Source organism: Candidatus Eisenbacteria bacterium, from assembly GCA_030017955.1.
Taxonomy (GTDB): Bacteria; Eisenbacteria; RBG-16-71-46; order JASEGR01; family JASEGR01; genus JASEGR01.
On the sequence record JASEGR010000023.1, the window covers coordinates 28,156 to 40,161 of the forward strand.

The window sequence follows — 12,006 nt, forward strand, 5'->3', positions numbered from 1 at the left end:
CAGGGGTGACAGCGTAGGGATGCGACGAGTAGGAGCATCCTGAAGCGTCAGAGGGGCGAGGAGCGCCTATGAAAGTGTCGTGTCCGGGGGCAAAGACATAGACAAGGAATTTCCGGGACACGACACTAGGAGGCAGCAGCGAGAAAATGGAAAAAGGGTTCACACTGGTTGAAGTCGTCATTGTGATTATCATCGGCGGCATCGCGCTCATTCCTCTTCTTACGCTCTTTGCGAGCACTGCCACGGAGTCCAGTCAGGCAGAAGTTGTTTCGACGGCCAGCTTTCTGGCCAAGGAAAAGATGGACACGATAATCGCTGACAAAATGTCACCCGAAAGAGGATTCTCCTACATAACATCGGGGAACTATCCGCAGGAGAATCCCGTGAACGGGTTCAACGATTATGTTCGAACAGTGACCATCAGCCCGGATTCAGTCTATGACAGCGTCACATTCAGAACCGTGAAGGTACGGGTACAAAGGGGGACATCTGCTGATGTCGTGGTGACAACATGGGTGGTGGATCATTGAAGCGAACATACAAGAACGCACGGGGCAATCGCATTCGTGCGGGATTCTCCGGAAGCCCTGGCCGGGACACCGCGGGCTGCTCCCGGAAGGGTGGAACTCTCATTGAGCTCGTCACGGTGCTTGTTGTGCTTACAACCATAGCAGTCCTGACCGGGAATAGTTTCAAGCAGTCAATCGCGTCGTTCGACTATGTAGATAAGAGGAAAGAAATCCTGAGCGAGGCAAGAGTCGCTTCAGAGAGAACAATGAAGGAATTGACGAGATTGAGGGGACGAAGAGACGTGCTGGTTGCAAACCAGACCAGTGTCAGTTTCACAGACATAGATGCCAGCACAATCACGCTGAGTTGGAACGGGGTACCGGGAACTGATCTCATTCTCACAAAAAACGGAAGCCCAAATGTTCTATGTTCAAGGGTCGATTCACTTGCATTCCAGTACCTGAAGTCAGACGGGACTGTGGCTACTCCGCTTGTTTCCCCAAATTCAACTGACATCTGGAGAGTCGTGCTCCTTCTACGAGTGAACAAAGATGGAGAGAAGACTTTGGTTAGAACATCAGAGTTTTTGAGGAATCTGTGATGAAACTTGGGAATGAGAGAGGCACAACGGTCGCGCTTCTCATAATGGCCATTCTTCTTCTCTCAATGCTTGGGATGGTAACTGCTTCCATGGTAGCCATTGATTCCGATGAAGCGTATCGCCAGGAGAGAGAGGGAGAGGCGGGATACATTGCCGAGGCAGGCATCGAATACGCGGTGACAAAACTGGAATCAAGTTTCTCCTGGGGCGGGCTCCCCTCGCCAGGAAGGTCTGTCGGCAACGGGAGCTTCGTTGTGTCACCGCCGTCAACTCTGGATGAACTGGGAAACCCTCTTCCTTCTGGTCAGAAAAGGGTAGTGGTCACAGGAACCGTCCAGGGTTTGGCGAAGAGTCTAAGAGTAAAGGTCGGCATCTACGTCTATGGCGCCTACATTGACAGCTCATCCGGGCTCACTGGTGGCAGTGGAGCAAACAAGCCAACGGTCAACGGAAACATATATGTTGATGGAGATGTTGATACGTCCACGTTCAAGGGGACCAGGACTTTCTATGTACCGCCAAACCACACTGGAGGAGAAATCTATCCTGACCCTCAGCCGGCTTTCCCTACGCTTCCAGACACGACTACCTACGGGAATCTCCTCACAGTGGCAAAAGGGAAACCTGCGGGGGATTATACTTTGAACCCCAATAATGATCTGAATCTCACAACGCTTCCTGAAAGTACCTTGTACGTAAACGGTGATTTCAACGCGAAGGGCAGGAACAACATTACCGGACCCGGGAAAATCGTAGCGTTCGGAACCTTCAGCTTCAAGAATATCGTTACGGTTGGAGACAGAGTCAAGATGATATGTCAGCGAACCGCAACCCTGGACGGACAAGGTGGCCTCGAAAGCATATGGAGTGACTCAACGTTCGCAGAAAACGTCTTCTATTCGAGAGCATCGATTTCACTGCGACAGGGCACTGCCAATGGAATACTTTTTGGCGTGCAAGGAGTGAAACTCTACCTCAATGCTGCGGTGACGGGGAAAGCGTTCACGTGGGGAGCATTGGAACTTAATCGGGCAACAATCAACGGATACTTCGTGGCGAGATCTATCACGGGTGAGAGTATGCCCGGGTGCACATTGAATCTCGGAACAAACTATTTCCCACCTCGTCAGCCGGCAAAGGTTCCGGGGAGCTTCAGAGAATTGTGAGGCAAGCGTGAGATTTGATGAGCTATGCATGAGGAAGCTTTTGGCAGCACTTTCAGCGGGGATGAAACCCAAAGGCCGCCTCAAGGAAATCGCTCTGGCTCAGGTTTCGGCGGGCATGAAACTTAAGGAGCGGGCCAGGATGCGGGTTTCTTCTGCAGCCTCTGAAGTAACGAAGTATGCCAGCCGAGCCAAAACATGGGCCCCGGCGATTGCTTCAGCGAGTGCGAGGTTCACGGATCGAACCAAGGCGGAGGCGTTGGCTGTACTCTCAGTGCCGGTGAGACTCAAGGAGCCAGCCAAGGCGAAGCTTCTGGCTGCGGTCTCGACCGGCGTGAAGCTCAGCAGTCGGGTCAAGCCAAAGGTCTCGGCCGCGCTTTCAGCGGCGGCCAGGCTCGCAGATCGAGCCAGGCAGGATGCTTTGGCAGCGGCTTCGGCGGGTGTGAGGTTCATGAGTCGGACTGAGGCAAGAGTTCTGGTCGCGTATTCGGCAGCTCTGAAGTTTGCGGTTTGGACCAGGAAGGAGCTCTTGGCCGCGCTTTCAGGGGGCATAAGATTTTCGAGTCAAGCGAAGGTTCACGTCTGCCTTGCTGTCTCAAGGGGAATGAAGGTTTGGGTCATGGCTCGTACGGCGGCAAAGTCCAGGGATTGGGGCAGGGCGGAGACGTTGGCGCTATTTTCGACAGTTTTGAAGTTCTCGGTTTGGGTCAGGGTGAAGACCCTGACAGTCGTCCGCGCAGGCGCGAGAACTACGGGCTCGGCTCGAACACGGGCTTTGGTTGGGGTTTCAGCATGCGGGAGATCTATCGCGAGAGCCAGGAGAAACATTCTGACATCGCTCTCAGCTGGGACGAGATCCGCAAAAGGAATTGGGGTTAGGAGCCTCGGAGCCATCTCGATGGGAACAAAGAAATCCAAAGGTCGAGTCAAGGTCATCGCTTCAGCAGCGGCTTCGGCGGGTGTGAGGTTCATGGGTCGGACTGAGGCAAGAGTTCTGGTCGCGTATTCGGCAGCTCTGAAGTGCGCGGTTTGGACCAGGAGGGAGCTCCTGGCTGCGGTGTCAGCAAGCATGATGCGGTCGCGAGAGCGGGCCAAGGCGAACGCGCTGGCGATGAATCGGGCGAGAGTAAGGATTTCGGCCACGATGTCAGCAAGTGTGAGATTTGTTGGTCGTGGATTTGTGAAGGTCATAGCGATCCTCCCAGCAGTCATGAGGCTCGCTGGCCGAGCCCAGGCGAGGGTCAAGGCCGCGGTGTCAGCAAGCATGATGCGGTCAAGGGAACGGGCCAGGGTGAACGCATTAGCCATGAGCCGAGCGAGAACCAGAGTTTCGACTACAGTCTCAACGGGTGCCAGATATGTCGGTCATGCGATTGTCAGACTCCTGGCAGTCCTCCTGGCATTCGTCAAGCTTCCAGGCCGAAGTGCGATGAAGGTAGCAGCAGCCGCTTCAGCGGGTGCCGGATGCGCAGGCCGAGCCATTGCGAAGATCCCTGCCATGCTTTCGGGATCCATGAGGATCAGACGACCTGCCAAGCAAGAACCTGTGGCTCATATGCCCACGGAACTAGTCGGTGAACATGAGACGCGGGCTCTGCCCGTGATTCTCTCAGACACGGAGCCTGAAAGAGGAACTGAGCTTGAGCCTCTGGCTGTGCCCGAGTCTGGGATGGAATTGACCTACGAGCATGAGGCGGAGGTTCTGGCAGGGGTTCCGGCAGGGGCTGAGTCTGAAAATCGGGCTGAGGCGGAGTCCCTGGCTGCATCTGCATTCAGAACGGCATCGATTGATGAACGTGAAGTGGAGATTGTGGCCGCCAGCCCAGCGAGCACAGAATCGGAGAGGCAGGCCGGCGGGGAATCCCTGGCTGCCTTGTCCGCGCAGGCGGAATCCGGCGGTCACGACAAGGTTGACTCTCAGGCGGCACCTGAGGCAGAGATGAAAGTTGCAGATCGAATCCGGGCAAGAATCATGGCTCTCCTTCCGATGCGGGCGAGATTCTGGCGCCGGTCCAAGGGGGAGGATCTGCCGGTGCTTCCGTCGGGCACGGAGTCGAATCAGGGGGTCGGATCGCGAATTTTCTCTGCAATTCCGTCGGCTCTTGGAATAGGGAGAAAGAAGCGTCTTGTGGTAGTTGAGATTGGGACAACTTCTCTCAAAATTGCTTCCTTCGAGAAAAGCCACGGGAAAAGAGTACTCGAGGATTACTCATTTGTGAAACTCGAGAGCCGTTCTCTGAGAAAGCTGGGAGAAGGTGCTTTAGAGAAACTTACCGACTTTGTAGAGAAGTCCGGGCTCAAGGGAAGCCCGGTCATCGTCACAATCTCATCTAACGAAATCATATGCAAAGGTCTTTCTTTCCCCAAGATGAGCAAGGAAGATTTGAAGAGAGCGATTGAGATTGACCTGAAAAAATCGATGAATTTGGCCCTTGAAGAGATCGTCTATGGCTACGATGAATTGAAGCCCTCTGCCGCTGGCGAGAGGTATTGTCTTGTTACGGCGGTTGAGAAAGGCGCGGCGCAGGAATTGAGACGCTGGCTGAAAAGAGCTGCGCTTAGGCCAAAGGCTTTCCTGCCATCTGTCGTGGCTTACTCGAACATTCTTAATGCCGCGAATCTGAAAGACGACATAACTGGATTAGTGGACTTTGGAGCCGAATCTACTGCTCTCCTCTTCTTCAGACGGAAGAAGCTCCTCGTTACCAGAGAAATTTCGGTCGGAGGCAATGCTCTGACAGAATCTTTGATGGAGATATTCCTTCCACAAGGCCGGCGCCTTTCGCTTAGCTTCGAAGATGCCGAAGCGCTCAAAATTCGCCACGGGATGCCCTTGGAAACGGATGAGGCGATGGATGGAAATGTCCCTCTTTCCCAGGTGCGTATAATGTTGAGGCCGTCGATTGAAAAACTGGTCGGAGAACTCGAACGATCGCTTCAGTATATTGAAGGCGAGTTCCCCGGGCAGGCAGTCGGCAGGGTATTCCTGACAGGAGGAGCTTCAAAGCTCAAGAACTTTAAGGAATACCTGGATAGGGAACTTGCGCTGACGTTTGAAGAGCTCAATATGGGGAAGATCACCGACCGACTTGGCTTGAAACTCCCAGGCGCGAATGCGGGGGACATGACGTCGCTCGCGGTCATCGCCGGCGCATTCCTCTCGAACAGACTTCTGCCGAATCTTCTCAAGCCGGAGCGTCCCACGGGCGGGAGAAGCGCGATCCCAAGAATACCTGTGGCAAAGGTAGCCGCAGTCGCAGGCGCCGCACTGTTCCTGATTCTCGTCAAGAATGAAGTCCAGCTCTTCAGTGCAAAGAAACAGCTGAAAGTGACCCAAGACCAGCTCGCTGCCCTCCTGCCGACCGAGCAGCAGCTTGATCTGACAATAAGAGAGAAATCTGCGGCGGCCGAAGAGGAGCGCGCCATTTCACAGTTTGAGTCAAACACACAGAAGTGGTCTTTCGTGCTCATGGATCTGAGTAACAGACTGCCGCCCGAAGTCAAGCTCACAGGACTTTTCTCCGAGAGAGTCGATCCGGAGAACGGCGCTCAGGACGGTGAATCACAGCCGGCCAGCTGGCTCCGCCTTGAAGGCGTCCTCTATTCCAGGTCCGAGAGGCATGAGGGAACAATGGCCACAATTATGAAAGAATTCCTTGCCTCCCCGGTCTACGAGAAAGCGATTCTCAAGAGGGGCGAAGCAACGGGCGAAGGTACGATGAATTTCACCATCTATCTGAAGCTAAGGAGGATATCCGGTTGAAAAAGATGGTTGCGTTAATTGCGCTTGCAGTTTTTGTCTATCTGGCCAACGGTGCAGTCACAACGCCGGCCAAGAAGAAACTTGCGCGCATGAAGGAAGAGAAAGTTGCAGCCCAGGCGAGGATTGACGGAATAGGCGCCAAGATGCGCGAGCTCGGCAATTCCGTTACTGGAGTCTCCAGCAATCGGGCAGATACAACAAAGAAAGTGATCCCACAGAAGGACGAGCTTATGCCAGCCCTCTTGGACAAACTGGCTTCACTCGGCAGGGACAACGATATCGAGGTCTCTTCCATATCTCCAGAGCCATTTACGGCAGTGTCTGTTCCTGGAGTAGGCAATGGAACCCATGGGCAGTACGAAAAAATCGGTGTCGCTATGCGGATGAGATGCCGATACAAGAATCTTGGAGAGTATCTCAGGGGTCTTGAGAGTCTCGACATCCCTGTTTCGGTTACAAATCTCTCGATCTCATCGAATGAAAAGGAATTGCCGACTCTGGATGCTTCTTTGCTCATCACGACATATGCGCGGGACTGACGGAAGAAAGGTAGACACTGGTGTTCGGACTGGATTTCCTGAATAAGCTTCGTTCGCGTAGAGTTCTTTTTGTTGTTGGCGCCATCATGGTTGTCGTGCTTGTAGGCAGAATGGCATCAAAGCTGGGAAAGCCCAATGCTGGCAAGACGATCCAGGCGACGGCTGTGACGAGCGCAATGCCGCTGCAGCAAAGTGCGAAAGCCGACTACGATAAGAACCTCCTGGCAGATATCTCCTGGGGACCTGATCCCTTCGACCACAAGATGTCGGTCAGGAAGCCGCGCGTTGATTCTCAGGGTTCCTTCATTCCTCCGACTCCTTCCACTGGTCCAACGGAAATAAATTACCTGCACCTCGATGGAGTGACTGTGCTTGGAACGAGCGCCGTCTGTGTCATAGACGGTCATGTGCTCAGAAAAGGCGACAGTCTAAATGGCCACAAAGTCGTGAGCATACAGAGGGACAAGGTGCTCCTCGATAAGAACGGCGAAACGAAGATATTGAAGATGAGTGGAGATTAGAGAAAGGAAATCCATATGGGCAAGATGAGTTCAAGGCTTCGTCTCTGGCTGGGAACGCGAGGAAGAATCATGCATTGGCTTGTCGCGGGCATGGTCGCCGTTCTTGCCGTTTCCTTCTGCTACGAGAGCGCATTCACGCAAAGCGATACAAAGATTTTCCTCAATTTCAAGGACGCAGACATAAAGGATGTCCTACGTGCAATATCGCAGCAGACCGGAATAAACATAGTGGCAGGCGCGGGACTGGAGGGAAAGGTTACCGTGCAGCTGTCCGGGGTCGAATTCGACAAGGCGATAGGACTTGTGCTCGATGCCGTTGGGGCCGAGCCGACATGGCTGGAGGGAACTGTCGTCGTCACTCCGCTCAAGTTCGAAACAAGAGCAATAGCCCTCGATTATGTCGGTGCGAGCGAGATCATAAAGCCCCTCGGCAAACTCCTTTCAGAGAAGGGGAAAATCGAGGTTCTGGAGAACAAGGCCGGGGGAAAGAGCGGGTACGAATCCAAAATCGTGGTGAGTGACTACCCTGAGAGGGTAAGGGAGATCGAACGGATAGCAAAGGAGCTTGACTCAAGGCCGAAGCTGATCACGATCGAGGCAAAGCTCATTGAAACCTCGCTGGGAAAGGATGAGAGACTTGGAATCAACTGGAACGTTGCGGCATCCGCAAGTGGTGCAAGCATTCCGACTACAGCACCGTTTGATAAGACAAGTACAAGGGGCCTGGGGCAGCCGACGCCCAATACGCAGAATCTTGGAACCACGCTTGGCGCAGCGTTTCCTCCAAATGAGATGTTTCCATATGCATCAACAGGTGGATTCAGTTTTGGAAAGCTCTCGGCTGCTGAATTCAGTGCAACTCTAGAGATGATTTCTACTAGGACAAAGACCAACCTTGTCTCGAATCCGAAGGTTACGACCCTGGAAGACAGGGAAGCTGAGATAATGGTCGGTACGCTTGTGCCGATAGCGAAATACGAAAGGAACAAGGAAACCGGCACTCTTGAAATCATTGGGTACGACGAGCTTAAGATCGGGGTAAACCTCACTGTGACACCACATGTGACGAGCGACGGCAGCGTCACACTCGCGGTAAAGCCGGTCATCTCCGAGATCATAGGATGGAGAGGACAATTCAACGAGCGGCCCGTCATGTCAACAAGGGAGGCTCAGACCCAGGTCACAATAAAAGATGGAGAGACACTTGCCATTGGAGGACTTGTGAGAGAAGTTGATTCGGAATCTTTTCACGGTATTCCTTACATCTCCAAGATCCCATTGCTCGGCCGGTGGCTTTTCAGCCACAAGAAAGTTACCAAGGACAAAGTCGATCTACTCGTTTTCATAACTCCTCACCTCATTCCATGAACGTATGCATCGAGGAGAGCATCAGGCATGGAAACGAATCGTGAGCTTCCATGGAAGTGCTCTCAGAGGGACTCCTTGCGGCGCATGGATTCTGCAGAGTTGTCCTGGAGCGGGTGGACGTGATGTTCATGGAAGCCATGCGCGTTGATTGGCCGCCTCAGGAGTGATGGAGTCCGAGATGGAAGGAGCAGAGAGAAGAAAGAAGATTCTTGTTGTCGATGATGAACTTGACCTGACCAAGATTCTCAGGATCAGCCTTGAAGCACAGGGCTTTGAAGTCATCGTTGCGAGCGACGGACAAAACGGCCTTGCAAAGGCGAGAGAAGAGAAACCGGATCTGATAATCCTCGATCTGATGCTTCCCAGGATAGACGGTTATAGAGTATGCAGGCTTCTCAAGTTCGATGAACGTTTTCGCAATATCCCGATCATCATGCTTACCGCAAGAATCCAGGAAACGGACAAGAAGCTGAGCCTTGAGATGGGTGCCGATTCATTCATCCCCAAGCCCTACGACTTCGCAAGACTTACGGAGACGGTGGGTATCCTTCTCTCAGCTCCCTCGAAAGTCTCCGAAACAAGATAACCCAGCGGCTGAGTTTCGCCTTCCAACCACGCACTCGAGACACAACGGGATAAAATCCAAACCGTTTTCCCTTGCTTGACTCTGTACGGGCATTGTCTTACCATGCCGGAGAAAGCCGAGATTGGCGGTCTGGCTCCTTCAATTCCGCATATTCTTGCTCGAGGGCGCAGCGACTTTTCAAGAAACGGAGAGGATACTGCACATGGATAAACTCTCGAAGATAGACTACAGAGAGAACGTTCTCAATGCTGTCGGGAATACGCCTCTGGTCAAGCTTAGCTCTGTGGCGAAGGGCTGCTCAGGGATTGTGCTGGCCAAGCTCGAGTCCATGAATCCTGGGGGAAGTGTAAAAGACAGAATAGGCGCAATAATCGTCGAAAATGCCGAGAAACAGGGCCTGATAAAGCCTGGAGGCACTATTGTTGAATCGACTTCCGGGAACACCGGAGTAGGTCTTGCGATGGTTGCCGCGGTAAAAGGATACAAGGCCATTTTCACGATGCCTGACAAGATGAGCCGCGAGAAAATAAATCTTCTGAAGGCATACGGTGCAGAGGTAGTGGTCACTCCGACAGCAGTGCCTCCGGATTCGCCGGAGAGCTTCTACGAGGTCGCAAAGAGAATAGTCCGGGAAACGCCAAACTCCTTCCTCGCGAACCAATACTTCAATCCGGACAATCCCCTTGCGCATTATCTCACGACAGGGCCGGAGATATGGAAGCAGACGAACGGGGAAGTGGACTATGTCGTCGCCGGAATCGGTACCGGTGGAACGATCAGCGGCATCGGCAAGTACCTGAAGGAAAAGAAGCCTGAGGTCAAAGTAGTCGGCGCTGACCCTATCGGGTCAATCCTCAAGGAGTATTTCTACACAAAGAGAATAGGCGTCGCGAAGACCTACAAGGTGGAGGGGATCGGCGAGGACATGATCCCGGGCACTACGCATTTTGAGTACATTGACGAGATGGTCGGTGTCAGCGACAGGGATTCGCTCAATATGGCAAGGAGGCTTGCCAGAGAGGAGGGATTGCTCGTTGGCGGTTCAAGCGGAACAGCGTGCTGGGTTGCGATAAAGCTCGCCAAGGAAGTTGAGAAGGGAAAGATCATCGTTGTTATCTTCCCTGATACCGGGGAAAGGTATTTGAGCAAGCTTCATTCTGACGAGTGGATGAGGGAGAATAGGCTCCTTGATACGTCGACCATAAAGATTCAAGATGTTCTCAGAAACAAGCAGCCGGAGATTCCCGCCGTTGTCTCAGTCGCCAGTCATGACACGGCCGGAAAGGCTCTTGAGCTCATCAAGAAATACAGTGTATCCCAGCTCCCTGTGTTTAAGGACGGCAAGGTCGTCGGCAGTGTCTCGGAAGGAGAGCTCATGTCAAAGGTCCTTGAGAACAGTGCCGTCCTGGAAGACAAGGTGGAGCGTGTTATGGAGAAGCCGCTGCCGTTGGTTGACAAGGATGAGAGCGTGAGTACGGCAATGAAGCTTCTTGCCCAGCGAACGCCTGCACTTGTAGTTACCGACAGAGGTGCCGTGATCGGGGTTGTCGGCCGATTTGATCTCATCGAGTACATTACCAGCGAGTGATCGGCAGGGAATATCAGGTCTCGAGAAGCTGCAGCATAGTGGTTCGATTTGTCGAACCCTCTCCTCACCTTGGTCCTCTCCATTGGGGACAGGATGGTGAGGGGGTTACTCTGGCCGCGCGGATGCGGCCTGTACAATGAGGAGAGACTAAATGGGATTCTCGACGGATGCAATTCATGCAGGGCAGGAGCCTGATCCGACAACCGGGGCAGTCACTATTCCGATTTATCAAACATCAACTTATGTCCAGGAAGAGTTGGGAAAGCACAAGGGCTTCGAGTATGCAAGGACCCAGAATCCGACCAGGTTTGCGCTTGAAAGAAACATCGCGGCACTGGAAAAGGGCAAAAGGGGATTTGCATTTTCTTCCGGAATGGCTGCTATTTCTGCCTGCATGTATCTTCTCAAGGCAGGGGATCACGTCATTGTGACCAACAACGTGTACGGAGGGACTTTCAGGCTCTTTGACAAGATTTTGAAGAGCTACGGGCTTGCATTCGATTATATTGACACGTCGTCGCATGCCCGGGCCGCTGATGCCATAAGGCCTAACACCAAGATGCTTTTTGTTGAAACGCCCACGAATCCACTGCTCATCGTCACCGACCTTTCCCTGATGTCGAAGCTGGCAAGGGAGAAAGGCATTATGCTTGTCGTTGACAACACGTTCATGACACCGTACTTCCAAAGACCGCTTGAATTAGGTGCGACAATAGTGGTCCACAGTACCACCAAGTACCTCAACGGGCACAGTGACATGGTGGGTGGTGTCGTGGTCACAAGTGAGGATGAAATTGCCGAGAGACTGGGATTCATACAGAATGCCGTCGGCGCTGTCCCGGGCCCTTTTGACTGCTGGCTTGTCTTGAGAGGCACGAAGACCCTTTCCCTGAGAATGGAGAGGCACAATGAGAACGCTGCTGCGATAGCGAAGCTTCTGGCGGCGAGCCCGAAAGTTGTAAGGGTCGTCTATCCGGGCCTCCCGTCCCATCCCCAGCACGAGTTGATGAAAAAACAGTGCACTGGGTTTGGGGGCATGGTTACACTCGACCTGGGTGGCATCGAAGAAGGGAAAAGACTTCTCAAGAGCGTGAGGCTATTCTCCCTGGCCGAGAGTCTGGGCGGAGTTGAGAGCCTGATAAGCCATCCTGCAACTATGACACACGCTTCTGTGCCCAAAGAGGAAAGAGAGAAAATGGGATTGACGGACGGCCTTGTCAGGCTTTCGGTCGGAGTTGAGGACAAAGACGACTTGATAGAGGATCTGAGGAGGGGCCTGGCGCAAGTGTAGCATTTGTGCCAAGCCGGGCGCGGCCAGTGTGCCGTCCCAGAAATAGCTTTACGAAATGCAGGGCGTTTCATAAGGC

General features: G+C 53.2%; 10 protein-coding genes. All 10 read left to right on the top strand.

All coding sequences use genetic code 11. The features are described from left to right. The first annotated feature begins 146 nt into the window (after positions 1-146). The 10 genes from QME66_05350 (at position 147) to QME66_05395 (ending at position 11,930) form a co-directional block, all read left to right on the top strand. Positions 147-530: a prepilin-type N-terminal cleavage/methylation domain-containing protein gene (locus QME66_05350; GenBank protein MDI6808391.1), complete on the top strand. Its 384-nt coding sequence runs from the start codon at positions 147-149 to the stop codon at positions 528-530. Further along, positions 527-1,111: a hypothetical protein gene (locus QME66_05355; GenBank protein ID MDI6808392.1), complete on the top strand. Its 585-nt coding sequence runs from the start codon at positions 527-529 to the stop codon at positions 1,109-1,111. The genes QME66_05350 and QME66_05355 overlap by 4 nt, the downstream gene beginning before the upstream one ends. Continuing rightward, complete coding sequence (locus tag QME66_05360) at positions 1,111-2,277, top strand: hypothetical protein (protein MDI6808393.1); 1,167 nt, start codon at positions 1,111-1,113, stop codon at positions 2,275-2,277. The genes QME66_05355 and QME66_05360 overlap by 1 nt, the downstream gene beginning before the upstream one ends. Positions 2,278-2,305: 28 nt before the next feature. Continuing rightward, a complete protein-coding gene (gene pilM / locus QME66_05365; protein ID MDI6808394.1) occupies positions 2,306-6,037 on the top strand; it encodes a pilus assembly protein PilM in 3,732 nt (1,243 codons plus the stop codon). Positions 6,038-6,042: 5 nt separating this feature from the next. After that, positions 6,043-6,576, top strand: coding sequence for a type 4a pilus biogenesis protein PilO (gene pilO, locus QME66_05370; protein ID MDI6808395.1), 534 nt, complete (start codon positions 6,043-6,045; stop codon positions 6,574-6,576). A gap of 20 nt (positions 6,577-6,596) precedes the next feature. Beyond that, a complete protein-coding gene (locus QME66_05375) occupies positions 6,597-7,097 on the top strand; it encodes a hypothetical protein (protein ID MDI6808396.1) in 501 nt (166 codons plus the stop codon). 15 nt (positions 7,098-7,112) lie between these two features. Then, positions 7,113-8,465 carry a hypothetical protein gene (locus QME66_05380; protein ID MDI6808397.1) on the top strand — a complete coding sequence of 451 codons (1,353 nt, stop codon included), beginning with the start codon at positions 7,113-7,115 and terminating at the stop codon, positions 8,463-8,465. Between the two features lie 178 nt (positions 8,466-8,643). Further along, the gene (locus QME66_05385) at positions 8,644-9,051 is read left to right on the top strand and encodes a response regulator (protein ID MDI6808398.1); all 408 of its coding nucleotides are present in this window, start codon (positions 8,644-8,646) and stop codon (positions 9,049-9,051) included. Between the two features lie 220 nt (positions 9,052-9,271). Further along, positions 9,272-10,639 (top strand): cystathionine beta-synthase, encoded by a 1,368-nt coding sequence (locus QME66_05390; GenBank protein MDI6808399.1) that lies wholly within the window; start codon positions 9,272-9,274, stop codon positions 10,637-10,639. Between the two features lie 151 nt (positions 10,640-10,790). Further along, the gene (locus QME66_05395; protein MDI6808400.1) at positions 10,791-11,930 is read left to right on the top strand and encodes a cystathionine gamma-synthase; all 1,140 of its coding nucleotides are present in this window, start codon (positions 10,791-10,793) and stop codon (positions 11,928-11,930) included. Positions 11,931-12,006 lie beyond the last annotated feature (76 nt).

Coding starts and splice junctions, on each gene's coding strand:
- pilO (MDI6808395.1), top strand. CDS start 6,043: ATGGTTGCGTTAATTGCGCTTGCAGTTTTTGTCTATCTGGCCAACGGT.
- QME66_05360 (MDI6808393.1), top strand. CDS start 1,111: ATGAAACTTGGGAATGAGAGAGGCACAACGGTCGCGCTTCTCATAATG.
- QME66_05380 (MDI6808397.1), top strand. CDS start 7,113: ATGGGCAAGATGAGTTCAAGGCTTCGTCTCTGGCTGGGAACGCGAGGA.
- pilM (MDI6808394.1), top strand. CDS start 2,306: ATGAGGAAGCTTTTGGCAGCACTTTCAGCGGGGATGAAACCCAAAGGC.
- QME66_05395 (MDI6808400.1), top strand. CDS start 10,791: ATGGGATTCTCGACGGATGCAATTCATGCAGGGCAGGAGCCTGATCCG.
- QME66_05385 (MDI6808398.1), top strand. CDS start 8,644: ATGGAAGGAGCAGAGAGAAGAAAGAAGATTCTTGTTGTCGATGATGAA.
- QME66_05350 (MDI6808391.1), top strand. CDS start 147: ATGGAAAAAGGGTTCACACTGGTTGAAGTCGTCATTGTGATTATCATC.